The sequence below is a fragment of the Lactobacillus kefiranofaciens genome, from assembly GCF_900103655.1.
Taxonomy (GTDB): Bacteria; Bacillota; Bacilli; order Lactobacillales; family Lactobacillaceae; genus Lactobacillus; species Lactobacillus kefiranofaciens.
On record NZ_FMXC01000010.1, the window covers coordinates 1 to 25,401 of the forward strand.

Annotated in this window: 23 protein-coding genes and 1 pseudogene; 3 read left to right on the forward strand and 21 right to left on the reverse strand. The window is 39.0% G+C overall.

Annotation, left to right across the window (positions count from 1 at the left end):
• Window positions 1-155: 155 nt before the first annotated feature.
• The 3 genes from serS to BLP58_RS05150 all read right to left on the reverse strand — a co-directional run bounded on the left by serS (window position 156) and on the right by BLP58_RS05150 (window position 2,854).
• The gene (gene serS, locus BLP58_RS05140) at window positions 156-1,463 is read right to left on the reverse strand and encodes a serine--tRNA ligase (RefSeq protein ID WP_013854673.1); all 1,308 of its coding nucleotides are present in this window, start codon (window positions 1,461-1,463) and stop codon (window positions 156-158) included.
• Window positions 1,464-1,694: 231 nt separating this feature from the next.
• Complete coding sequence (locus BLP58_RS05145; protein WP_025084139.1) at window positions 1,695-2,246, reverse strand: GNAT family N-acetyltransferase; 552 nt, start codon at window positions 2,244-2,246, stop codon at window positions 1,695-1,697.
• Complete coding sequence (locus tag BLP58_RS05150) at window positions 2,246-2,854, reverse strand: TVP38/TMEM64 family protein (RefSeq protein ID WP_013854675.1); 609 nt, start codon at window positions 2,852-2,854, stop codon at window positions 2,246-2,248. Before BLP58_RS05150 ends, BLP58_RS05145 begins: the two co-directional genes overlap by 1 nt.
• A gap of 168 nt (window positions 2,855-3,022) precedes the next feature.
• On the opposite strand from BLP58_RS05150, the gene BLP58_RS05155 reads away from it, so the two are divergent.
• Both BLP58_RS05155 and BLP58_RS05160 read left to right on the forward strand, forming a co-directional pair.
• The gene (locus BLP58_RS05155) at window positions 3,023-3,817 is read left to right on the forward strand and encodes an alpha/beta hydrolase (RefSeq protein ID WP_013854676.1); all 795 of its coding nucleotides are present in this window, start codon (window positions 3,023-3,025) and stop codon (window positions 3,815-3,817) included.
• Window positions 3,818-3,819: 2 nt separating this feature from the next.
• Window positions 3,820-4,674 (forward strand): annotated as a pseudogene (locus tag BLP58_RS05160) (helix-turn-helix domain-containing protein).
• 23 nt (window positions 4,675-4,697) lie between these two features.
• Here BLP58_RS05160 and BLP58_RS05165 read toward each other — a convergent pair.
• Window positions 4,698-5,198 (reverse strand): nucleoside 2-deoxyribosyltransferase, encoded by a 501-nt coding sequence (locus BLP58_RS05165; RefSeq protein WP_013854678.1) that lies wholly within the window; start codon window positions 5,196-5,198, stop codon window positions 4,698-4,700.
• Window positions 5,199-5,339: 141 nt separating this feature from the next.
• On the opposite strand from BLP58_RS05165, the gene BLP58_RS05170 reads away from it, so the two are divergent.
• The gene (locus BLP58_RS05170) at window positions 5,340-6,722 is read left to right on the forward strand and encodes an NAD-dependent succinate-semialdehyde dehydrogenase (RefSeq protein ID WP_013854679.1); all 1,383 of its coding nucleotides are present in this window, start codon (window positions 5,340-5,342) and stop codon (window positions 6,720-6,722) included.
• 54 nt (window positions 6,723-6,776) lie between these two features.
• Here the strand turns inward: BLP58_RS05170 and BLP58_RS05175 are convergent, their stop codons facing one another.
• From BLP58_RS05175 to BLP58_RS11900, 17 genes are all read right to left on the reverse strand, one after another.
• Window positions 6,777-7,808 (reverse strand): zinc ribbon domain-containing protein, encoded by a 1,032-nt coding sequence (locus BLP58_RS05175; protein ID WP_013854680.1) that lies wholly within the window; start codon window positions 7,806-7,808, stop codon window positions 6,777-6,779.
• Window positions 7,809-7,967: 159 nt separating this feature from the next.
• Window positions 7,968-11,339 carry an MMPL family transporter gene (locus BLP58_RS05180; protein WP_013854681.1) on the reverse strand — a complete coding sequence of 1,124 codons (3,372 nt, stop codon included), beginning with the start codon at window positions 11,337-11,339 and terminating at the stop codon, window positions 7,968-7,970.
• 4 nt (window positions 11,340-11,343) lie between these two features.
• On the reverse strand, window positions 11,344-11,919 hold the full coding sequence (locus BLP58_RS05185) for a TetR/AcrR family transcriptional regulator (RefSeq protein WP_013854682.1): 576 nt from the start codon (window positions 11,917-11,919) through the stop codon (window positions 11,344-11,346).
• Between the two features lie 120 nt (window positions 11,920-12,039).
• On the reverse strand, window positions 12,040-12,990 hold the full coding sequence (locus BLP58_RS05190) for a serine hydrolase (protein ID WP_013854683.1): 951 nt from the start codon (window positions 12,988-12,990) through the stop codon (window positions 12,040-12,042).
• A gap of 15 nt (window positions 12,991-13,005) precedes the next feature.
• On the reverse strand, window positions 13,006-13,923 hold the full coding sequence (locus BLP58_RS05195) for a magnesium transporter CorA family protein (protein ID WP_013854684.1): 918 nt from the start codon (window positions 13,921-13,923) through the stop codon (window positions 13,006-13,008).
• A 132-nt stretch (window positions 13,924-14,055) separates the two neighbouring features.
• A complete protein-coding gene (locus tag BLP58_RS05200) occupies window positions 14,056-15,357 on the reverse strand; it encodes an extracellular solute-binding protein (protein ID WP_013854685.1) in 1,302 nt (433 codons plus the stop codon).
• Between the two features lie 53 nt (window positions 15,358-15,410).
• On the reverse strand, window positions 15,411-16,706 hold the full coding sequence (locus tag BLP58_RS05205) for an MBL fold metallo-hydrolase (RefSeq protein WP_013854686.1): 1,296 nt from the start codon (window positions 16,704-16,706) through the stop codon (window positions 15,411-15,413).
• Window positions 16,690-17,514 (reverse strand): carbohydrate ABC transporter permease, encoded by an 825-nt coding sequence (locus BLP58_RS05210; protein WP_013854687.1) that lies wholly within the window; start codon window positions 17,512-17,514, stop codon window positions 16,690-16,692. Before BLP58_RS05210 ends, BLP58_RS05205 begins: the two co-directional genes overlap by 17 nt.
• A gap of 3 nt (window positions 17,515-17,517) precedes the next feature.
• Entirely contained in the window at window positions 17,518-18,384 is an 867-nt protein-coding gene (locus BLP58_RS05215; RefSeq protein WP_013854688.1) for a carbohydrate ABC transporter permease, read from the reverse strand.
• On the reverse strand, window positions 18,384-19,469 hold the full coding sequence (locus BLP58_RS05220; RefSeq protein WP_013854689.1) for an ABC transporter ATP-binding protein: 1,086 nt from the start codon (window positions 19,467-19,469) through the stop codon (window positions 18,384-18,386). The genes BLP58_RS05215 and BLP58_RS05220 overlap by 1 nt, the downstream gene beginning before the upstream one ends.
• 265 nt (window positions 19,470-19,734) lie before the next feature.
• Window positions 19,735-21,162, reverse strand: coding sequence for a C69 family dipeptidase (locus BLP58_RS05225; protein WP_013854690.1), 1,428 nt, complete (start codon window positions 21,160-21,162; stop codon window positions 19,735-19,737).
• Window positions 21,163-21,206: 44 nt separating this feature from the next.
• Window positions 21,207-22,061 (reverse strand): DNA/RNA non-specific endonuclease, encoded by an 855-nt coding sequence (locus BLP58_RS05230; protein WP_013854691.1) that lies wholly within the window; start codon window positions 22,059-22,061, stop codon window positions 21,207-21,209.
• 90 nt (window positions 22,062-22,151) lie between these two features.
• The gene (locus BLP58_RS05235) at window positions 22,152-23,105 is read right to left on the reverse strand and encodes an exonuclease domain-containing protein (protein WP_013854692.1); all 954 of its coding nucleotides are present in this window, start codon (window positions 23,103-23,105) and stop codon (window positions 22,152-22,154) included.
• Between the two features lie 7 nt (window positions 23,106-23,112).
• Entirely contained in the window at window positions 23,113-23,913 is an 801-nt protein-coding gene (locus BLP58_RS05240) for an SIR2 family NAD-dependent protein deacylase (RefSeq protein WP_013854693.1), read from the reverse strand.
• A gap of 18 nt (window positions 23,914-23,931) precedes the next feature.
• The gene (locus BLP58_RS05245; protein ID WP_013854694.1) at window positions 23,932-24,570 is read right to left on the reverse strand and encodes a DUF421 domain-containing protein; all 639 of its coding nucleotides are present in this window, start codon (window positions 24,568-24,570) and stop codon (window positions 23,932-23,934) included.
• A gap of 1 nt (window position 24,571) precedes the next feature.
• Entirely contained in the window at window positions 24,572-25,021 is a 450-nt protein-coding gene (locus tag BLP58_RS05250; protein WP_013854695.1) for a DUF3290 domain-containing protein, read from the reverse strand.
• A gap of 74 nt (window positions 25,022-25,095) precedes the next feature.
• Entirely contained in the window at window positions 25,096-25,248 is a 153-nt protein-coding gene (locus tag BLP58_RS11900; RefSeq protein ID WP_013854696.1) for an LPXTG cell wall anchor domain-containing protein, read from the reverse strand.
• Window positions 25,249-25,401 lie beyond the last annotated feature (153 nt).

Here is a 25,401-nt window from a genome sequence, read left to right on the forward strand (position 1 = left end):
ATCACTAAAACAAGCAGACAAAGTTCGGTATTTGCTCATTTTCAGGCAGGAAATCAAGCAAAAAAAGTTTGAAATTTCTGTAGAAAAAGAAAAAAGTACTCTATTTCTACCTAACTGATAGAAATGGAATACTTTTCTTTTCAATTTATTTTTTATTAAAGCAAGCTTGATTCTTTAGTAATCTTCTTCATGCCATTCATGTAAGGTACTAAAGCATCAGGAACAGTTACTGAACCATCTTCGTTTTGGTAGTTTTCCAAAATTGCGGCTACACAACGACCAACGGCTAAACCTGAACCGTTCAAAGTGTGAGCCAAGTGAAGCTTGCCATCTTCGCCGCGGTAACGAATTTGCGCACGACGAGCTTGGAAGTCAGTACAGTTAGAACAACTTGAAATTTCACGGTACTTGTCTTGAGCTGGCATCCAAACTTCAAGGTCATAAGTCTTAGCACTAGTAAAACTTGCATCCCCAGTTGACAAAGCAACTACGTGGTATGGCAAGCCTAACTTTTGCAATAAGTGTTCAGCATTGTGAGTCAACTTTTCAAGTTCATCCCATGATTCGTCTGGCTTACATACCTTAACCATTTCAACCTTGCGGAATTCGTGCATTCTGATCAAACCACGAGTATCACGACCAGCTGAACCTGCTTCACTTCTAAATGCTGGTGACAAAGCAGTTACATTGATTGGCAATTTGTTTTCGTGAATAATTTCATTTCTGAAGTAGTTAACTAATGGAACTTCAGCAGTTGGAATTAAAGTCAAATCACGTGGCTTGTCTGGATCATCGTTATCCACGATAGTATAAACATCTTCATGGAACTTAGGGAATTGACCAGTGCCTTGCATTGAAGCATCGTTTACCAAGTATGGTGGGATTACTTCAGTGTAACCTTCCTTAGTGTTTTCATCCAAGAAAAAGTTAAACACGGCACGCTCAAGCAAAGCTCCGGCACCAATGTAGTAAACAAAACGTGCACCTGAAACTTTAGCAGCACGGTCCCAGTCCAAAATGCCAAGATCAGTACCGATATCCCAGTGAGCTTTAGGCTTAAAGTTAAACTTGGTAGTTGGGTGCCACTTGCGAACTTCTTCGTTGTAGCTGTCATCTGGTCCAATTGGATCTGAATCAGCTGGGAAGTTAGGCAATCTAAGCAAAATGTAGTTTTGCTTTTCAGTTAATTCAGCAACTTCTTTATCTAAATCCTTGATTTCCTTACCTACTTTACGCATAGCTTGAATAGCATCATTGGCATCTTCCTTGTTGCGCTTCTTTTCAGCAATTTGCTTGGAAACGTCGTTACGCTTAGCCTTTAATTGTTCACTCTTAGTCAAATCTTTACGACGCTTGGAGTCGATTTCAACTAATTCATCCAATTCTTCTGGCTTAATGCCACGTGTAGCTAACTTTTTCTTTGACCAATCGAGATTCTCACGAATCACCTTAATATCAAGCATATAAAACCTCCGTAATATGCAAAAACAAAAAAAGAGCCGACTTATCCCTAAATTGGGACGAATCGGCTCTTGCACAGCTTCGCGGTACCACCCATCTTCAGCCTGAATGACTGCACCTCTTGATAGGCGAATAACGACGCCAAGCCGTGCAACTATTAATTGCCCACATTAATGAAATCTGGAAACGACTATGCATTCACTCACACCACCCGTGAACTCTCTGAAGCAGTCTTAAGATTTCGTGTTTGCGTCTATTTTAAGCCATTCTGCTTTTTTGAGCAAATAATATTTTTCTTGATATGACAAAAAGACACTTACTTGACTGTAATCAACTGTGTACATATATCGAAAGCCCAATCTTCGCAATAATTTTTGCGATTTTTTGTTGCTGACAAACGTACCAGCCCACACTTCAGTCTGGCGCTTCTTCTTAAAAGCATAAGCCAGAATCAAATGGACTGCTTCTGTCATATAGCCATGTCCTTCAAACGATTGATCAATCAAAAAGCCCAATTCTTTGGTCTTTAACAAACCGCTTTTTTCATCCATACCACGTTCATATAATTCAATCAAACCAATTGCTTCATTATTTTTGCGTAAACAAATCACGTAGCTTTCAGCCCGATCCATATATTGATGGACGCCATTAACTACCTCTGTCATGTTTTGATATTGTTCAAAGCCCGCTAAATCGTGATAACGAGAATTAGTTCCCCATTTCAATAGCAACTGAGCGTCTTTTACTTCAAAACGTCTCAAAAAAAGTCTCTTTGATTCAAGCATTATTTACCCATCAGCTTCAACAGCCAGTTAGCACCAAATTGCAATCCAAAACTGTAGGCGATAATTGTCCATGGCTTACACAAAATAATAATCCAAAAATAAGTCGAGAATTTCATCTTCGTTAAACCAGCTAGCAAACACAGCACGTCATCTGGTGCAGCTGGAGCAAGAATACAAAGAGCAAAGAACCAGTTGAACTTTTTTTGATTCTCAGTCCACTTCATATACTTGTCCAACGTTTCTTCAGAGACGATATGCAAAATAAACGGTCTGCCGTAATGCCTTGCCAAGAAAAAGTTGATAATTGAGCCTATACAAATGCCCAGATAATTATAGATAAATCCCGCAACTGGGCCAAAGAAAATCACACCGCCTAATAGCGACACGCCACCTGGAATAATCGGAATAACCACTTGGACAATCTGAATTAACACAAATACAATCGGACCAATAATCCGCTTATTCGCTAAATAATCCCGCATTCGAGCTTGACTATTAAAAATTCCTAAATTATACCAATAAATCACCAGCAAAATAATGATGATGCCACATACAATCGTGGCAATATTGATTAACTTTCGACTAGCTTTCGCTGATAAATGATGCATTTTCTCGCCTTCTTTCACCTTAGTATTTCAATTTTAGCAGAAAAAACTCACAGATACTTACTATCCAGAAAATCTAAAAAAATACTTATTAATCTTACTAATTTTTCTAGATAATATATAATAAAGTTAATAATATCCTTTAAATTTTTTAGAAAGGAAATGCAGTTTATGGTTGTAATCAAAAATAATGTCGTTTATGACGAAGGAAAAAAACTAAGTGCAGATGTCTACTATCCTAATGATACGACTTCAAGCACCAAGATCTTAATCTTCTGGCACGGTGGTGGCTGGTTCCGTGGCAATAAGAAAAGTGTCAAAAATCTCGGGGTTGATCTGGCTAACGCAGGATTTATGACCTTTATCCCTGAATACAGCCTAGCTCCGGCTGCAACTTTTCCTGCAGCTCACGATGATGCCTTGCACTTCGTTAACTGGCTTATAAAATCCGACTATACAGATAAGGATGATGCCAAAAATATTGTTCAGATTGGAGCAAGCGTAGGTGGAACAATGGCACTCTATGTAGCGGGCAAATACGGCTTCCCAACTGTTACCTGGTCAGCTCCAGTTGAATATTCAACTTGGATTAAGAACCACCCAGACGTTAAAGCATCCCCAGCGGCCAAAGATGATTTCGGCATTACCGATCCTCAAGAAATCAGGAATTCTTTCTATAAATACTTCACTTTAACTTATACTGGCACAGATGATGAACGAGTATTACAAAAACTTGATGCGCGCTCATATGACTTTACCAACTTAGGGAAATTGATGATGATCAATTCTGCAGCCGAACTTACACCGATTTCTACAGTATTAGACTTCGTTAAGTTTTTAGCTCAAAAGAACTTAGGTACTCAGCTACTAGTCATTCCTGGTCACGGCCACGCAATGGACTATGGTGCTGATTATCTTGATGAATCCCTTGACTTTTTATACCAAACTATTAAGAGACAGGAATAATTATGATTAACATTGAAAAATTCATTAAAATCCGCAAAGAACAAAAGCTATCGCAAACTGAGCTTTGTCACAGAATTTGTACTCAATCTACTTTAAGCAAATTCGAAAATAACGGACAAGTGCCTTCCTTTAAGATCCTAAAGCAATTGTGTGACCGACTAAACATTTAAGTCAGTGACATCATCAGTAACAGCGTTGAAAAACATATTCAGCACCTATTATTTGAAGCCGACTTTTCATTCATTAATTACGATTATGGCAAAATTTTTGACATTCTTTCCCAAATTGATGAAAAAAGCTTGCGTCGTAAAGATGATCTAGTGCATTACCGCTTCTTGCGCGGGGAATATGCTCTAAAAAATGACCGTAACCAAATGAGCGCGCTGTTTTACTTTAATGATATTCTGACTTCTGAACTAGATGAAAACAACATTTATCGTTTACTCGCCCTTAACGGCTGTAGTCAGATTTATGCAGAACAAGGCGAACTAGAAAAAGCGGAACACTATTATAGTCAAGTGCTAAAAAACATCAAAGACGTAGAAATCGATGATCCGTTGACCATATTGCATGCCTTAGCAATTTTATGTGATGCTGGTGAATTCTACGGCGAAAGAAAAATGTACCGCGAATCCAACTCGCTTCTGCGTTATGCCTACAAAATTGGTGCTAATTATCATGCCCTTTTCTATATGACAAGAATTCTATTGCGGCAAGGATTAAATGATATGCAGCAAGGCAAGAAGAAAGAAATCACAATTCAGCATTTAAATGATGCCTGTGCCTTCGCGCGTATTAACCGTAACCGCATTACACTCGAACATGCTAAAAAGGCATTGAAACAATTAGAAAATTAAAAAAGCCCAAGTGGGCTTTTTTTTTAGATAATTTTATAACCAACTACTGGCTTAGCAGGCGTTGTCTTAAAATCATAAGTGGCTAATTTGGCAAATTCTGTATTGCCATCAATAATGGTCGTGACGCCTTGAGCGATCATCAAATTCATTTCTTTATCACGCTCAGGATGATTGGTAAATGGTACTAACACTACCGGCTTGTGCAATGCACGCATGAAGCCAATCTCAAAGGCACTGCCATCATCAAGATTGTCCATGTCATATAAAAAGACGCCACATGAAGCATTGACTATCCCAGTCAAATCGTTGTTATAAGTAGCTAAACGCCAAGTCATGCTGCGAACGCCGCCAACTTCTGGATTTTCTTCTGCTGGATCAACGAAGCTTTGATCAAATGGAAAATGAACTCGAAATACTGTAGGATTCTTCTCCAATAATTCACGTGCCTTCTTAACCCGTGCGCGTTGATCATCATTGTAAAAAGGCGTTCCTAAATAAATTGTCGCGGTTGCATCTGTAGCCATTTTTATCCCCCTGTTTTAAAAATAAATTTTTCTCATTTTACCATGACTTTTTACTAACTAAAAGTACAAATGAATGTCTTTTAACTGAAAACGCTTTATAATGTAAACATAGTCTATTACTTATGAACGGAGGAATTATATTTGTCTAGATATCAATCAATTAACCCATATACTAACGAAGAATTTGCTAGCTACGATAATCCGACTGCTAAGCAAATTGACGAGTCCATCAATTTAGCTCACATGCTTTATAAAAAATGGCGGCATGAAGAGCCAGCTAGTCGGGCCAAAACTTTACACGACATTGCTGACGCTTTTCGTGACCATGAAGATGAAATGGCTAAGATGATGACTTTAGAAATGGGGAAGCTTTTACGTGAATCCCGCGAAGAAGTTGAACTCTGTGCTTCAATCTGTGACTATTATGCAGAAAACGGTCCAGCAATGCTCAAGCCTACCCCATTAAAGAGCGACTTAGGAACGGGCTATTACTTAAAGCAGGCGACCGGGGTAATCATGGCTTGTGAGCCTTGGAATTTCCCACTTTACCAAGTAATTAGAGTTTTTGCCCCTAACTTCATCGTGGGCAACCCAATTTTATTAAAACATGCTCATAACGTTCCTGGCTCTGCCGCATTAGCTGCCAAAATCATTAAGCGTGCTGGTGCTCCAGAAGGTAGCCTGATTAATCTTTATCCGAGCTACGATCAATTAGCAGATATTATCGCTGATCCAAGAATTCAAGGAGTAGCATTAACAGGATCTGAACGAGGCGGTTCTGCTGTAGCTGAAGCCGCTGGCAAAAACTTGAAGAAGTCTACCATGGAACTCGGCGGCAATGATGCCTTCATTGTGTTGGACGACGCCGATCCGCAACTGTTGCGCAACGTTCTAGGGGATGCTAGAACCTATAACGACGGTCAGGTATGTACTTCTTCCAAGCGAATCATCGTTGAGAAGTCACGTTACGATGAGGTGCTTCATGAACTAAAGAATGTCTTCTCTAGCCTGAAGGCTGGCGAGCCGCTCGAAGCAGACACTACTCTACCACCAATGAATTCTGAAAGAGCAAAAGAAAGACTTGCTGCTCAAGTAAAGAAGGCTACCGATGCTGGAGCCAAAGTCTTTTATCAATATCCAGAAATCGATTCTAAGGGTGCATTCTTTAGACCAACAATTTTGACTAATATTGACAAAAATAATCCTATCTTTGACGAAGAATTATTCGGTCCAGTTGCAGAAGTCTTCGTAGTTGACGATGATGACGCAGCCATTACATTAGCTAACGATTCAAGTTACGGCTTAGGTTCATCCATAATCAGCAGCAATATTGAACGCGCTCAAAAAGTTGCCGCTCAAATTGAAACTGGAATGACCGTAATTAATGGACGCTGGATTACTTCAGGTGAATTGCCATTTGGTGGCGTGAAGAAATCTGGCTACGGCCGTGAATTAAGCGAATTAGGCATGATGGCCTTTGTTAATGAACACTTAATTTTCGACGTTACTAAGAATAATCAATAGAAATTTTGGCAAAACAAAATCCTCCAAAGTTGAACGCTTTAGAGGGTTTTTCTTTTACTTATTTTTCTTAAACAAATTATATCCTGATAGTCCCGTGGTGAGCATGCTTGCTAAAATCAAGAAATAAGCTGAAGCTCCCAGCGATACCGCGTAGGTTAATAATTGACTAGTCAACTGACTAAGAACGCCAGTTGCAGCCCGGCTTGTACTTGACATTTTATAAATCATGTAGATTAAAAAGGTCGTCTCAATCAACGATAAGACAAAGGCAAGCGTCTGACTGCTCTTCGTATTTTTCAAAATATTGTAAATAATAAAAATCGGAAATAAGAAAAGCAGCAACCAAACAATGTATAAAATCAACGAATACATCGAAGTTGACCCTGAAGATAAAAGCCGGCCAGCTAAGCTAAAGAGCACATTGGAAATAGACATCTTTTGCGTGTAGCTAACGGCTGAAACAGAAGCCCCAGAGTCAGTAAAAAGTACCATTAAGCTAATCAAAGAAGTTAGAATAACCGATAGCTGAACATAGCTAAAATGATGTGGCCGTTTTGCTTTTAGTTCGCGAACTCGGTTTTCAACGCGCGGATGATTTTGGGCGAATTTTTCTCCTCGCTCCTTAATCTTATCGCCATGCTCATCAACTTGATTAAACACATTCGAGCCAATCTGGTTGATCTTCTGGGTCAAACGCTTATCAACAGTATATTGTTCTATCTTTTGTTTACGATCACAAACAATAAACAGCCAGATCATCAGGGCAAAAAAGCAGCTCCAGCCAGCTGGTCTAGAAAAGCTCATTAAGATCAATAGAAAAATACCCAATAAAAATACCAAGGTAGCATTCTGTCTCACCCAAGCAATCATTCGCTGCACAGTAGAATTCTGCTTTTGGGGATAAAATTCTTCACGATAAGCCGCCCGACTTGCAACTCGTTTGCCTTCGTCCGATTTTTCATATTTTGTTCGTTGGTGTTGATCAGTGAAAAAATCTTCGCGATATTTTTTCAGATTGAAACCACAGTTAGGACAAATGTCATCATTAGCACTAATCTGCTGGTTGCAATTTGGACATGTAGTCATATTAAAAGTCCCTTCTTTTCAATCTATTATTAATTATACCATGTCGCAGAAAGCAAATAACTGCGATCTAGCTTGCTTAATAAAATTATGAATAAATTACACACAAGACAAAAAAGAAGCCTTACAGAACTTGCTGTAGGGCTTCTTCTAGCTTAAATATTATTTGGCTTTCTTTTTCTTAGCAAACTTGTTAAAGTTGATTCCCTCATAAGTCAACTTAACTGCAGCTGATAAGGTAATTGGCAAGATAAATACCAGAATTAACAAACCAACATCAACAATCAAGGCAACTTCGATCAAGGTTGGAATACCTGATGGAATAAGGGCAGCGAAGGTACCATCTAAGATAATTGCGGCTGAGACAACAACCGTACCAATGATGGCACAAGCCTTCAAAATTCTTGAGCTTGGGCTAGTGTATTCTTCAGTCTCAAGTTCACGATAACGGGTCATGAGGAAGATACTGTAATCAACCCCTAAAGCAATCAACATGATAAAGCTGAAGAATGGAGTATTCCAAGTCAACATGCTCTTGCCTAAGATTGCTTTAACAATCCATTGGTTGATTGAAAGTGAGCAAAGGTAAGCAATAAGCAAAGTACCAAGAATATAAATTGGTTGAAGTAGTGAACGAGTTACGAACATTAAGGCAATGCCGATACCAATCAACATGATTGCGGCAGTTCTAAGGAAGTCGCCGCTAGCAACAGTCTTAGTATCCTTAATCTTTGAACTTTGACCACCCATCGCTACCTTAGCATTCTTAAGAGCAGTACCTTGGAATGACTTCTTAGCCATAGCACTTAATTCTTGTGACTTATCAGTAGCTTCAGTTGCACTTGGATTAGAATTGAAGACAACAATAATTTGAGCTGACTTCTTGTCTGGGCTGAGGTAAACATCCATGGACTTCTTGAACATATCGTTCTTTAAGAATTCCTTCGGAATGTAGAAAGTCTTTGCGGCTGCAGATGAGCCTAAGCCTTTAAGGTAAGTTTCACCTTGACCCAAACCACTGTTAACAGTATCAATACCTGAAGTAAGTTGTGGAGCTTTAGAAGCTAACTTGCCTGCACCTTCACTAAGTTGACCGGCACCAGAGTTAAGTTGTCCAATACCTGAGATCAATTGTGGGGCTTGGCTAGCTAATTGACCAACACCACTGTTAAGTTGACCTGCACCGCTGTTCAGGGATGCAGCGCCAGAGTTAAGTCTTTGAGCACCGGCAACACCTTGACTAGCTGCTGATTGAACTTGACTTAAGCCTGAGCTTAATTGGTTCAAAGCAGTTGCGGCAACTGGAAGTGCTTGGTTTGAGGCTTGAGCTAAAGTATTAACCTGAGTCTTCAAAGTTTGGAGTTGACTTATCAAGTTACTTTGCTGCATTGCGGCCATTGAACCCTGCAGACCTTGAGCTGCTGAAGCTGCATTTTGCATAGCTGATTGCAATTTATCAGTATTAGAACCAGCTTTAGCCTTTTGTACTACTGATTGAACAGCAGCCGATGCAGCTGCAGTTGCAGCTTGAGTAGCAGCTTGCTTTTGATCAGCTGGCACATTAGCTACTGCTGATCTAACGGCTGATTCAATTGCAGATTGAACATCTGATTGGCTTACAGATGAGCCAGCACCACCAGCTGCACTTTGTAATTCTTTTAAACTGCTTTCAAGATCTGCAGCTTGTTTTTGAACAGTTGACAAGCTATTCGTCAATGATGAAGTATCGACCCCACCACCAATAGCTTGATTCAACTGTTGAATACCACTATTAATTTGTGGCAAAGCTTGTTGCAATTGAGCAAGTTGCTGCTTGTTAGAACCACTCATTTGAGTTGATAATTGTGAGCTCAATTGTTGCAATTGGTTAACCATTTGTTGGGTACCATTTTGTAAAGTTTGCGTACCACTCTGCAAGCTATTAGCACCATTTTGCAAACGACTAGTACCACCAACTAACTGTTGAGCACCACTTTGAAGTCGTCCAGTACCATCTTGAAGTTGATCTGCACCATCCTTCAAACTATTAGCACCATTAGCAAGTTTGTTTGAGCCCTTGCTTAACTTGCCTAAACCTGAACGAGCTTGATCAACACCATCGTTAACAGTGTTTAATTGATTATTGACATACAACATGTCAATTGGCTCACCGTATGGTTCAGTGACTGATGTAGCAAATGAAACGTCTTTGGAAGATTGAAGCTGCTTAGTCAATTGATCAATCAACTTCAAGTTTTCTTCGTTATCTAATCGATGCTTACTTTGAATGTATAAGTATGATGGTTCTGCCATCCCTTTAGAGAAGTGCTTTTGAACTACCAACAATCCTTGCTTAGATGGAACTGAATCAGCAATTTCATCAGTATCATCATAGTTCAAGTGACCTGAATACATCAGCATAAATGGAATAGTAACTACAGCTAAAACAACCAAGTAAATAATTGGGTGCTTCAAAGTTGAAGCTGAAATACCATGCCATAGCTTGTCATCACTTTCACCATTGAAGGTCTTAACAGGCCAGAACATCTTCTTGCCGAGAACGGCCATGAAGAATGGATTAAGTGTTAGCAATACTACCAACAATACGGCAACACCGACAGCAACACCGACAGCTGATTGGTAAACTGAGAATCTAGCTAAACTTAAAGCCGTAAATCCAATTAAGATGGATGAACCGGAATAAAGAATAGTCTTACCAGCGTTGTAGAGCGAATCATGCATCGCCTTATACTTATCTATCCCTTTACCCAGGTCTTCTTTAAACTTGTCATAAAGCAAAATGTTGTAGTCGGTACCTATACCAAAGAGCACGATCACCATGAACACTTGCGTGAAGTTCGAGAATGGGAAGTTAGCATGTTCAACTAAGTTCATCACAATTGAGAAGGAAGTCAGGAATGAGACACCAACCGTTAACAATGAAATTAATGGAACAATCGGTGACTTGAAGACGATGATCAAAACAATGAAGATAAAGACAACTGTAATTGCTTCAGTCTTTTTAATCCCCTTTTGAATTGAAGCCGAGAAGTCATGCTGCAAGACATCAGCACCAGTTACATACGTGCGCAAGCCCTGCGTCTTAACATTCTTGTTCATTTGGTTATAAACTTGCTCAATCGTGCCATGACTTTTAGCAATATTAAATTGCGCTACCCAAGTCGTGCCATCCTTTGATTGAAGTTTCTTTCTCGTAGCAATATTAGAATCTGGAAGAAGCGAGTCCTTGATCCCATACTTGCTTTTATCATTAGTAAACTTGTCAAGCGTATTATTGATCGCCTGTTTATCGGCATCAGTTAGCTTGCCGTGTTCCTTGTTAAAAACAAGTGCTACCTCATAGGTGTTTTTCTTCTTTGCACCCCAATTATTTTGAATTGACTGAGCCACGTTGCTCTGTACATCACTAGGCAACGTAATGTCTGAGTGGGCATTCGTTAGGTCCTTGATGTTAGGCAAAGCAACGACGGAAATAATCAATATCAAAATCCATGCAATTAAAGAAAAAACATGGTTTTTCAAAAATTTCTGCACTTTCCTATTTCCTCCCTATTTTTTGTAAGTCAGCTACTGGTTCTACAAGACGCAGAATCATCTCATGATAATTACGATTAGATTCATCCTTAGTTTCATCAGCAAACGATGATGAATTATCCAAAAAGACAAAACCCAATACGGCGCCAATTAAAGCGTGGAATGAAATGGCACTTTCTTTTCTAAAATTAAGCTTCTCGCCTAATCTAATCAGATCCAAGATCTCTTGACTGATCGGCGCATCCTTAGGATATTCATTCAAGTGATACAGAATACTTGATAAAGCTGGATCGCTTAATAAAAAATTCCGGACAATATCCGCAAACTTCAATAACGCATCCCTACCAGACAAACCAATTAGATTGTTCATTAATTGCTTACGCAAAACCCTTATCTGTCTTGCACCAACTAATGATAATAATTGCTTTCTGCCAGAAACATAATGATATAGCGATTGCGAGCGTACATTCAATGCTCTAGCCAAAACTGGCATGGTAATGGCTGCTAAGCCCTGCTCGCCGATTAATTCAGTTGCGCGATCAAGTATCTTATCCAAATCAAGATTTCTCTTTTGTGTCATTTTCATCCCTCCTTCACTAGCATAATAGATAATATAGCACTACAAGGTGAAGATTACAATCTACAATGTGTAAATAATTTATTTTTTTGCAAAAAAATAAGGCTCTATGCCTTACTAAATTTATTTATGCTTTTGATCAAACCAACGATTAATCTGCTTGCCTAAATTTTTATTGTTGCTGCTCCAGACAGAAATAGCATAATTACCGCGCCCTTGTACAATCGCAGTCGCAAAGTCGTCATCGCCAATGGCATACACGCCGCCGCGAATTCCTTTAACTAATTGCGGACGATTCCTAGAACTAGCAAGTGTACTCAGCACCTTGCTCGCATGTTGACGGTTTAAAACACGGCCTTGATACAAACCAATCATCGTCTTAGCCAGGTCAGTAGCGGTGGTCTTACCATAACTGTCACCGTTGAAATTCTTAGCCATCGTCGTTTGCGCGGCACCCATTCTTCTTACTACTGAATCAATATTTTTAAGCCCGATCTTTCTAATTAAAGCATTAGATGCAGTTTTGCTTCCCTTGAGCATTGCTTCACGCAAATAAGCAACTCCATAAGCCATGTTGACTTGCAACATCCTATCGCCTTTAGCCTTATCTTTTCTAGCAATTTTAACTGCAGTTTTAGAACCCATTTTGCCTTTTTGCTCTTGTTCATACAGTGCAATTAACAAATATAGCTGCATTACCTTACCCGCATTATGGGCCTTCTCGGTATTGGCTACGACAGCGAAACGCTTAGAATCATTCAAATCTTGAGTTACTACTTGATAGCTATCATCAAGTCCCATTGTCTTTTTAATAATCTTAACTAGCTTTCTATCGCTGCCGCTCTTGGCCTTTACATGATTAGAATATCCAATCGAATTAACCTTAGGCTCTTTTAGTTTCTTTGCCTGTGGCGCCTTAGCCTTAGTTTTCTTTTTATTCTTTTGCTCAATCTTGCTAGTCTTAGGACCAACTACCTTAAGCTGAGCATTCTCTACCCGCTTAATGTTAGCCGCATACAAAACAAAGGCTGCCACAGCTGCAATAATTGATCCCAAAAATACTTTATGCTTCATGTACCTGCCTCACTCTTAGAAGAAATGATGCTTTTTCATTAGAACAACTAACCACACCATCAGGACTACCATTAAAATGATGATCAAAATCCAGTCAAACGAATTCTTCAAAATCGGCAGACTAACGTTCATCCCGTAGAATCCAGTTAAAATAGTTGGAATAGTTAAAACAAGTGACCACACAGTTAAGAACTGCATCGTATCATTCAGGTTATTATTCATCATATTGTTTGATGTCGCTGATAAAGTCTTGGTAACTTGCTGTGAAATCTTAACCATTTCTGCGGACTGACTTGATTCAATCAAAACGTCGTCCAGTCGCTCGCTTGCTTCTTTGGTAAACTGCAGTTTACTATGATCCAAGCTATGCAGCATGATTAAATCAGTTTGAATAGAACTAGATAAATAAACCAAACTTTTTTCGATATTCGATAGTTCAACTAGGTCCTTATTATTAATATCATCTGATAATTTTTGATCCAAGCTGTTACGCTCAACGTCAAGCTGCGTTACAGCACGTTGGAAATATTGCGAAGAATATAGGAAGAACAGCATTAATAATTCTGTTACATCCTTAGCCTCAGACAAGCGCTCACGCATATGTTCATCGTTAAATTCATCAAAGACATAGCTGGTTGATTCAGTATGGAAAGTAAAGACGTTTTCGCCAACTACCAAAAAAGTAATTGGGTGCGAAGTAAAGTGTTTAATCGTATTAGTCGGCCAAATGGGAACATCATAAACCAATAAGTGGCTTCTCGTATGCAAATCGTAGTCATAGTGCGGACGTTCGTGACGGTCGGAAATGTATGAAATAATATCCGGCGTAAAATTAAAGTCCCTTTGCAATTTTTCACTGTCCTGCTCACTTAAGTTGTTAATGTCATACCATTTATATTTTGTATCTACCGGGAAATTCTGTTGTCTAATCAACCAGCTCACCTCTGCTTTTTAATTGCTTCTTAAATGGTAACATTTTTCGTTAGAACAAATAAACTGTTAATTGCTTTCTCAAACAAAAAAGCAGGCCACAATGGTCTGCCTTAAATTAATTGCTATTTAGTTTTATTGCTTCCAAGCAGCATCAAATTTTTGCTTACCAGCATTAATTTGACTGTTAATATTTTGACCCTTTTGGGCTGCAGCATAAATATTTTGTTGAATACTGCTCAATTGCTGGAATGCGGCATTTGAGTTCTTAGCAACTGGAACACTGTACAAGTGCTTCATTGCATCTTCAAGCTTAGCAGGAAGCTTAATGTCTTTATTGTTCTTGTATTCACTAGACTTAATTGCAGCGTTGTTTACAGGAATGTAACCAGTAGCATTAGCCCACTTGATCTGGCTTGACTTAGAAGTCAAGAACTTGATGTACTTAAATGCAGCAGCTTTTTGTTCAGCACTAGCATGGTTGAACATGTAGATGCCAGTACCTTGTTGCAAAGTGTATTTACCAGGACGTGGAGCAACATCGTAAGTAAACTTGTTGCCTACGCCTTGCTTAACGAAGCCTTCACCTGCTGAAGTACCAACAAACATGGCAACCTTTTCGTTAGCAAATGGACCTGAAAGATAGTGTTCTGAACCAGCAGTTCTGAAGTAGCCCTTCTTAATACCATCTGCGTAGAAGTTAATTACTTTCTTTGAAGCGGCACCAGTAAAGTTAATCTTGTCAGTGAAGTTAATGCCTTCATTCTTCATGCCCAGCGTGTAGTAGCTTGGAAGTGAGTCAAAACCTGCACCTACAACCTTATGGTTACTCTTCTTGTAGATAGTTTCTGACACTTGCTTAAGTTCGTCCATAGTAGTTGGAACTTTCTTAATGCCATACTTCTTGAACATGGTCTTATTGTAAGTCAAAGTTTCAATTGACTTGTTAAATGGAATACCGTATTGGGTACCCTTAATCTTAGCACCATCAAGAAGTTTTGTTCTAATGTTAGATACTTTGGCACTGCCCCAACCAACATTCTTGTCGTTAATGTATGGAGTCATGTCAACCAACATCTTGTTTTGTGCAGCGTTCCATAGCCAGCCAGGGTAAGCCTGCGTAATAGTTGGCAAGTTATTAGGTGATTGCAAAGTTGAATTAATCTTAGCTTGCAAGTCATTATAAGCACCTTGGTTTTCCAACTTAACAGTAATCTTAGGGTTCTTCTTTTCAAATTCATTGGTTAATTTCTTCAAAGTTGAACCTTGAACACCAGGCATGGCATTCCAGAAGACAACTGTAGTCTTCTTAGTAATCTTTGATGGAATCTTCTCTGAACTTGATGAAGACTTGCTACCACCATTTGAACAAGCAGCAGTACCAACCAAAGCTAAAGCAGCAGCGGCAGCTACAGCAAGTTTCTTACTAAACTTCATTTGGATATATCCTCCCAAAATTAAAAACTAAACAACAACATGTTTTTGATTTACTAAAGCGTGACTGTTTGACCACGTTTAGGTAAAATCCGTTCTCCAAATGGGTTCTCTTCCAGCTCGGGATGCAATGTGTGCACCGGAACTAAAATAGCTGGTTGAACTCCATCAATAATTTCCTTGAGTTCTTTCTCATCGGCATGACCTGAACAGCGCAATGCGACATACTCAATATTATTCTTGGCAAATTGCTCTACAAATGGCTTGTAGGCAGGGTCAAAGTCCCCTAATGGCTCGGCATTAGAGTGGATATAAATTCCGCCCTCTTGAAGCTTATCATAATCGGTGACAACTTGCCACATGTATTCATGTTTATCTGCCAAAAGTTTATCATAGCTAACCTCTAATTCAGGTTTTAAATCAATATATTTATGATCTGTTGGCAAATAGTAATATGGATAATCCTTATTCAAGCTCTCTTTAATTAAATGAGCACGTTCTGCATGTAAGACGACCTTTCTTGGTGAATCAGAAATGATTCTTAAAAGGCGCTCTACGTTAGTAGGATACGTGTTAAAGGTGATTTGTTTGTCTGGATTGTCTTTTTGCAGAGCAACAATCCGTTCAGTCAACTCTACTTCGTTCTTCGGGCCAGTAAATTCTTCACTGTTTTCATCGTGCTTTTCTTCTGGCCAAGAAACACCAGTACCCTCACAAATGAACATATCGCTACCCTTAGCAGCTTTCATAAATGCACGCACCCAATCAGGGTGGTAGCCATGCAGACGAATATCACCTGTATAAGCAATTTGCTTGTCCGGTGTTTTAACTAAAAGCCCTGTAGCGCCATAAGCGTCGTGATCACTAGGATATATTTCCAGGGTAATATCGCCAACTTGAATCGGCTTTTTATATTCAGCCGCAATAATTGGGCGAGTATAAGTCTTGTCATGCCCCGCGGCAGGAAGCAAGAAATCACCTTTTTCATTCAATGCTGGCAGCATATGTGCCGTAATTGGACCTGCATACAGCGGAATCTCTGGTGCTAAGAAATTCAAAGCTTTACTGTGATCTAGGTGCAAGTGTGAAATGTAAGCGGCAGAATGTTCCCAACGCTCAGTATCAATCGGCTTGCCTGTCAATTTAGGATCATAAAAGTTAGGCACATCCCCAATTAATTGATACTTAATCAAAGTTTGATAGCTTTCATCAGGCAATTTAAGCTCAGGACGGTAAACTTCGCCTAAATCAAACAACACATGCGATTTGTTGTAAGCAACTTCAATCATCGGTCCACCAATAGTGGTTAAACCATTATAAAAAGTTACTGTAGTTTTATCCTTTAAGGTCATTGCGTACTACTCCTCGAATAATTTGTTTTCTAAAGATGAAGTTTAAAATCAAAATTGGCAAAACGGTCAAAGTAGCTGCAGCCAATTGCAACTGCGTTTCACTACCTGCATCTGAAGCAAAGGAAGTTAAACCGTTGTTCAATAATCTCATGCTATCTTCATTGGTTACCAATAATGGCCATAAGAATGAATTCCAACCTGAAATAAAACTTAATAAGGCAACGGTAAATAACCCGCCTTTAGACATTGGCACCAAAATCTTCCAGATGTATTCCCAATCGCTAGCCCCATCAATCATCGCAGCCTTATAAATAGTTTGTGAGATTGAACCGAAGTAGCTTTGTAAATAATACATATAGAAAATCGAAGTCAAGAATGGCAATACCAAACCGATATAAGTGTTCAATAAGCCCATTCTGGCAATAGTGTTGTAGTTGGTAAAAATAATTGCTTCTCCAGGCACCATCAATAAAGATAAAAGCACAACTTGCACAATACCCTTGCCCTTAAACTTCAGGTTAACCATGGCAAATGCACCCAGCAAAGCGTTAAACAAACTAACAACCGTCGTTACGCTGGCCGTGATAAAGGTGTTCAAGAAATATCTGCCAAATGGAGCCTGAGCAAAGACTTTAGCATAGTTTGACCATTCAAAGTGCTTAGGAATAATAGTTGGCGGAATAGTAGTCGTTTCTCTAAAACTCATCAATCCGCCTAAAATCATATAGATGAATGGAAAGACAGTAATGATTGCGAAAATTGCCAAAATAATGTAAGCAATCAACGTGCCCCAACGAATTTTCTTCATTCTTTACCGTCCTCCAATCTTCTTCATCATCTTGCGCTGTAAGAATGTAACAAACATGATAATGATAAACAATACTACCGTTGCGGCCATCGCCACACCTGGCGTACCAACAATCTGAAACTTGTTATAAATGTAGAACACAGCAGTCGTAGCGGAGTTACCAACACCGGCTTGTCCGTTAAACAAAGCGTAAACAGAAGTATAAATCTTGAATGCGGCAATGATATTCATCGTTAACAAGAATGCAATAGTGGGCACTAATTGTGGCATCGTAATCCGCCAGAACTTCTCTGTACCGCTTGCACCATACATATCAGCAATCGTGTAGTAGTTAGGATCTATGTTACGAAGTGCTCCCATTAAGATAACAATGTTGAATGCTAATGAAGTCCAGACACCGAAGATAATGATCGTTGTCAGTGACATGGCTGGATCATCAATCCAGTTAGGCGTTGGCAAATGAACTGCCTTCAACAAAAAGTTAAGCAGACCATATTCACCATTGAAGATATAACGAAATACGATACCGATTGCGATCGTTGAAGTTACATAAGGCATAAAGAAAGTCGTTTCAAAGAATGACTTATGCTTTACCCGACTGAAAATAAACCAAGCTAGCATGATCGAAATGGCCAAGGCCACTGGCACCGAAATCAAAGCATAAAGAATGGTATTCTTAATAGCACGCCAAAATTCGGGATCATTAAAAATGTATTGATAGTTGCTAAAACCAGCCCAATTTAAATTAATCAAGGAGCCGCTTTGGAAACTCATCACGAATACCCGTAAAATTGGAAAAATACTAAAGAAAGTAACAAAGATAATCGTTGGCGCTAAAAAGAGCCACGCCTTCTTTTGATTAGTTTTCATTAGTAGACACGCTCTCCTTCCTTAGTAAATAGGAATATTCGATCTAAGCGCATCTTTAAGTTAATGCTATCACCAGCCTTAATTGGAGTTTCAAGGCTAACTAATGATCTAGCTTGAACGCCATCATGAGTAAATTTCAAGATGCGTTCACGACCGATTAATTCAACATCATCAACCTTAGCTGCCACATGTCCCTTCTCAGCAGGCAAAATATTTTCGGGGCGAACTGATAAAACATATTCGCCATCAGTTAAGTCACTCTTAAAACGACTTGGATCTAAGTCATTAACGTTAAGTTCAAAGTCCGTACCAGTAATCTTGTCACCATTAACAGTTACCTTGAAGTTATCAATCACAGGATTACCAACGAAGTTAGCGACAAAGTAATTATTGGGTTCAAGATAGAAGTTTTGACCCAAATCATCTTGCTGAATTACTCCATTATTGAAGAGAATAATCTTATCACCAATTGATAAGGCTTCTTCTTGGTCGTGAGTAACAAATAAAGTGGTAATACCTACATGCTTGACTAAAGCACGGATTTCTTCACGAATCTTCAACCGTAATCTGGCGTCCAAGTTACTCAATGGCTCATCCATTAATAAAATCTTAGGTTGTTGAACCAGCGCCCGCGCAATAGCCACACGCTGCTGCTGACCACCTGACAAGTTGCCCGGCTTTTGGTCGGCTAATTCCATAATTTGCGTAGTTTCCATGTACTTTTCCGCAATTGCCTTAGCCTTATCTTTGGCTATCTTATTTTTCCCTACGGTTAAAGGAAACATAACGTTTTGCAATACAGTCATATGTGGATATAAAGCGTAATTCTGGAAAACATAGCCAATTTGTCGATCCTTTGGTGCTACGTTAACTACAGACTTACCGTCAAAAAGGATATCGCCGCTGGTTGGATTAAGCAGACCAGCCAGCATGTTTAAAATAGTTGTCTTACCACAACCAGATGGTCCTAAAAGACAAACAAGATCGCCTTTCTTGACAGAAAAGCTAACATCTTTGATTGCTTCATGCCCATTATCATAAACCTTCTTGAGGTTCTTTACTTCCATGAATCTATCATCATTCATAAGTTTCACACACCACTATATATTGATTTTAAATAATAAATTTCTCTATTAATTTTAAGCTAATCTAGTAAAAATCACAAATAATTCAACTAAAAAGATTCGGGGTTTGTCCTTACTAGCGAAATAAATTTCGCTCAGTATTCGGCTTTTATTCGTATTTTGATAATTATTATACTATAAGCACCTTGTTTGTTCGTATTTACTAAATATTGTAGTACGTACCAAAAGAAAAAGACCTGAAATCACTTTCAGATCTTTATCCTAATTATAAGTTATCACCACGTTCGAATTGATACTTCGAATTGTTCAATGCTTGTCTTACCAAGTCGCTCATCAGCTTCTTGGTCTTCTTAGTAATGATACCAGCAGTCTCGTCGTTTGCAGCAGTTAAGTACTTAATTAGATCAGTACCTTCCATGTCTTTAGCCTTGGCATCAATTTGATCAATCCGGCCAATACCATAGCTTTGGCAGTCATCACGATAAGCGTTTACTTGATAAATATATTCGTGATAACGAGGTTCGACAATAACTTGTAAAGTCTTGTAAAGCCAGTAAGCACTACTATCTGGGTCTACCATATGTTCGGCCACCTTGTAGTTAAGCGGCGTATCTTCGATGTTGGTATAGAACGGAACGTATGGTGAGTATGCGTAAAAGCCCATGTTGATCCATTGAATTGCCGCCATCTTTTCCGGCACATCATTTCTGATTTGTAAAATGCTGGATTCTTGATTTCTATCTAAAGCAATGGAACGGAACATCTTTTGCTCTTTTTCGCTGCCAGAGGAGAAAGTATCCATTGGATCATATGGGGTACCGTTATAGTGACTAGTCAAAAATCTTTGAACATCTTCTACGCCGATTTTCTTTTCCGGCACACGAGTAAATGGCATTTCTTGACTGGTTGGGTCTTGCTCAATGCTTGGGTTGAACAACTTTTGACCATACCAGGTTCTTGGCGTGTTATAGAAAGCATCAGCTTCATCCTTGGTGCCAAAAATATCTCTAAATGAGAAGCTGCCATCTGAACTATTATTCAAATGGTTCTTTTCAACGAATTCTTGCAAACCTGTTGAATACATAAAGTTGTCAGGATCATCAAAGTCAACGTGTTGGATAACCATGATGTTAGGGCAAATAGCATATGAATCATCAGGCACGCGCGCAGCAACCCATTGATGACCAGCACCCGTTTCCAGATACCAAACTTCCTTCTTGTCTGAAAAAGCAATCCCGTTGCTTTCACCAGTACCGTACTTTTCAATCAAGCTGCCTAATCGCTTTACGCCTTCACGAGCAGTTTTAACAAATGGCAAAGTAATGTAAACCATTGAGTCTTCATTAATACCGTCTGCAACTAAAGGATCGTGACCTAAGCAGCGGGCATTGGTTGCTTCAGTTTCAGTAGCTGACATAGCGACGTTATATTCGTTAATACCTTGCTCGTCCCAGCGACCATCTGAATCATCAGCTGTTGGAGCGGCAGTCCACTTGCAACCATCACCTTCAAGGTGCATCTTAAAGCCATTATACTTTGAAACATAATCTTCATCGTAATGACGAGCTTTGTTCACAACGAATACCTTTTCGTTAATACCGCCGTAACCATCCTCGTCACGTGCAATCATGGTTGAACCATCGATTGAAGCATCTTTACCGACAAGCATCGCGGTACAATTATCTTTTTTCATGCATGTACTTCCTTTTTATTAAAAATATCTTTTTTATTATTCTACTATTCGTTGACCTGCATTTGACGATCAACTTTTGCCCTACCATTATTATAATTGAATTCATAGCCAGGTTGTACATTATAGAGATAAACATTAAAGTTTAGCGTGCCATCTGTAGAAACAGCCTGTAAATTCACGCCACGCGCCATTAATTCATTACCGCGAAATACCGCAGTAGCTTGATAGATCACGCGCTTATTTTGTCGTAAAGCCTTACGCACCTTGGTCTCAAAAATTGTCTGAATTCTCTGATTAGAAAAAGCCGATTGAGTAAACAAGTTCTTCGGATTGTTCTGATCGCCAGATTTATTGCGTGGGTTATAATTGCCTTCTTGATCAATTCCAGCCGAAACCGAATAGGCAATCAAGTGACCTCGATTATAAATCTGAGTACCATTACGTCGGTTATAATGCCAGCCGGTCGGTTCAATGAATTGTCTTACGCGCAAACTATCATTAGCTACATTCCGTCTCTCTAAAAAAGCAGTGTTGGGGCGTGAAGTCCGGTTTAATGAATCAAGATTAGAATAAATTACCCAATTCACTTTCCAAGCACTTTTAACTAAAGTAGAACGATTATTATTCAGTGTGATATATGCACGACTGCCGCTTTTGAAATTCAATTTGGCTAATTTTTGATAATCCGCATTGGACAAACCACCATAAGCCTTATTAGCCTTAGATGCGCCTTTAATCGTGCTGGTCACATGCTCATCATTGTTGCCGGTAAAATCTTTTAAAAATTGACTACCGTTGGGATCGCTGCCTGCCTTAGTAAAAATCCCCCAAACAATTGCAATAACTACGATTAAAGACGACAGAGCCGCGCCTTGCTTCTTACGTTTTCTTTTCGCCATAAAAAATCCTCCATTACCTAAAGATAATACTAATTCAAACGTTAGTTTGCAATAGACAAAAATAAAAAAGCTGCCAAAACAGCAGCTTTTTTAGCTACGTGCCCAATCATCCAGCATCCCTAAGAAGAAACTTTCTGATAGTCGCTTGATCTTTGCGCCATCTTTAATTAATGCTCGAGCTTTTTCCAAATTTTCATCATCATGCTGGAAGAAGTCATGATCACCCATAATTAAATAATTGGTATTCGCCATTACATTATTATCAGACTGTCCACCCATGTTAGTTATCATCTTGCCTGCATCAGCTTCATTCAAATGAAGATGACCAGATAAAACAATTCGTTTGTTTTGAATAGGATTTCTAAAACCTAATTGGGTATAGTCTACATCATCGCCAGTTAAATCAACATTTTTTATTTTACCGCGAGCCTTTTCTAACAAATCTTCAGTAAAATGCCGATTAAAATCGTTATAAACCTTAATCGTATCTAATGAATCAGCTAAGCCATGGTGCTGCTCTACTTGAGCGATGCCAGCTCGTTGCATGCAATCGATCAAGCGATTATGCTGTCTAGGATAATATGCTCTAGCCAGGCGCAAAACATCAACATAGTTATTGTTTGTAATCGGTAAGCCATATTTTTGACTCAAATCATATAAAAAATTCAAATCAAAGTTGACATTATAGCCAATGATAATGTCATCCCCAATGAATTCTCGAAACTCTTTAATCGCCTGCTCAGCAGGGATTCCTTCATTAATGATCTGCTCTTCAGTAATCCCATTTAGCTTGGTAATAAAGGCTGGCACTCGATTATTTCCTGGGAATTTAACTAGATTAGTATACTGATCAACAATCTGATTATTGCGCACCTTCACCGCGCCAAGCTCAGTAATACGATCACGATATGGACTCAAACCAGTTGTTTCAATATCCAGCATTGTATAATTCGTTAAAAAATCTGGCTTTTCTTGCCCTTTTTGGCGTAATTTGTCTTGGGCTCCTGCAACATGCAAGATCCCATCTTTTACGTAAATACTCATCTTTCACCTATTTAGTTAAATTCATCAACACATCATGCGAATTAGTAGCAAAACCAGCAGAACACTTTTTAAGATCATCTGGCATGTCTTCATCAGCTAAGTCTGCTGCCACATAATGCCAATTAGCAAATTGCTCAACTAGCTTTACCATCGGATCTAGCAATTGCGGACTGGTTTCATCCACGCCAAGTTCTAAAACTACTACATTCTTATCTTCATTGCCCGTCAAGAACCAACGAAAACGCGCATTGGCATCAGTATCTGGGAAGAAGTGGGCGTTTAATGGCATGTGCAGCTCCATGGGGCTATTGCAATCCTCACATTTAGGTACTTCACCCTTGCCAGCTAAATATTTTTTCACGACCTCAATGTCAGAAAACTTACCATGATTGATCCCACTAGAGCACTGCATTTCAGTCCAGTCACCAAAAGCGTTGAAGATCCGATTCTCATTCAAGCCCGCATTTTCAAAGAAATGGGCAAAGGTGCTGGTAGCAATGAAATATTCTTTGCCCTGCAATAGCTTCTTCAAAGCCAACATCGTCTCGCCAGGTTCATATTCAAGTGAATATTCATTAATCAATTGGCTCCAAAAGTCCCACTGTTCATCCCAGGAAGCAAATTTTTTATCTAATGCATCACCGATCGTATGTACATCATACTTATCAGCGACTTTGCCAAATTGATCGTCAAAATTTTCTTCACTTAAAATATCTAGTCCCTCTGTTTGAGCGAAACCATTACCGGCAGTGACAATTACTGCATCAGCATTCTTAATCCATTCTTTGACTTGTGTAAAATCTGCCATCTGAATCTCCTTTCTTAACTACTTGGAATAGCCTGTAAAGCGTAATTGACCATCAACGTATTCACCTAAGAACACATCACCGATTCCATTATAACCTGCAGCTTCAACTTCTTGCTCCAGCCATGCCTCGCTTTTATGAATCAATTCCAATACATCTTCATTAGCTTGTCCATCACTGATAATGGGAAAACGAATATTTGCTTCATCGTTTTCAATGATCGTTAATTGACCGTTTTGTTCAAAAATACAGTTTTTCACTTTCTCTACAGCATAAATACCACGACTGCGCAATTTAAACATTAATTCATTCGCCGAAATACCAGCCTTCATGCAATTGCCGACCAGGACTTTGCCATTTTTGATTACCTGCACAGGTTTTCCATCAATTACGCCACGAATCCAGCTATTGTGATCTCGGCTGAACTTCAAGATAAAGACTACCAGCGTCCACAGAATTAAAACTAAGAAAAACTGCAAAATAGTGATGCTGGTATTATAAATCAAACCACCAATAATTCCACCAAGTACATAGTTTTGTAATTGGTCTAAGGCCGTAGTTGGCGCCAAGTTGCTTTTACCAAAAACGTTAATCTGAATAATTAAGGTTAAAATGCCGAGGGCGAATTTAATAAATAATTGTGTATAGTCTAATTGCATGTTAGTTCTCTACCTCTACTTTATGATCAATCACGTGTGCCTGCGTCAATGTATATGTGTTGCGGTCATCGTTCAATTTCAATTGATAATCAATATTTTTTGAATCAACACGAACAATCATTCCGTCAGTTAACGTAGTGGAACTCACCAATACATCAGAATTCTTTACATTTTCATCTTGAGCTACCGATTTAATAAAAGGAACAATTTGGGTTGCTTCAGATTTTTGCGTATTGATTTGCACATACTTTTCATATTGCGTTCCAGCAAATAATAGCAAAAATAATAACGCGATAATTCCTAAATCGCAATACCTTGTTGCAAATCGATTATGTAAATAAAGTGCCGCAAAGATCACCATTGCTAAAGCCGCCACAAGCATCAAAACATAGAGAATCGTGCGGTCAGTATTTTGATTGTTTTGAATGTACTTTAATGTATAGAACGTCATACTTTCATCCCTCTGTTTTTGTTTTTATTTTACCACATGAAAAAAGCAATGCTTTCGCATCGCTTTAGAGAAAATTATTTATCTTCTTTCTTACGCTTTTTAGAAGTACCCAGAAGGCCAGTGAGACCTAAGGCAGCTGCTAAACTGGCAAGAATCATACCAGCTTTGCTATGCTCTTTTTCACCAGTTTCTGGCAATGCTTCTTCATCTTGTCCCTTTTCAATCACCTCTGTTGTCTCAGTGGAGATCGTTTCTGGAGTTTCATGTTCAACAGTAGCAGCTTTAACTGGTGTGACTGTTGAAACAGAAGATTGTTCAGTACTTGGCTTAGCACCTGGCTTTTCTGAGGCGTGAGGCGCTACAGTAGTTTCTTCCTCAGT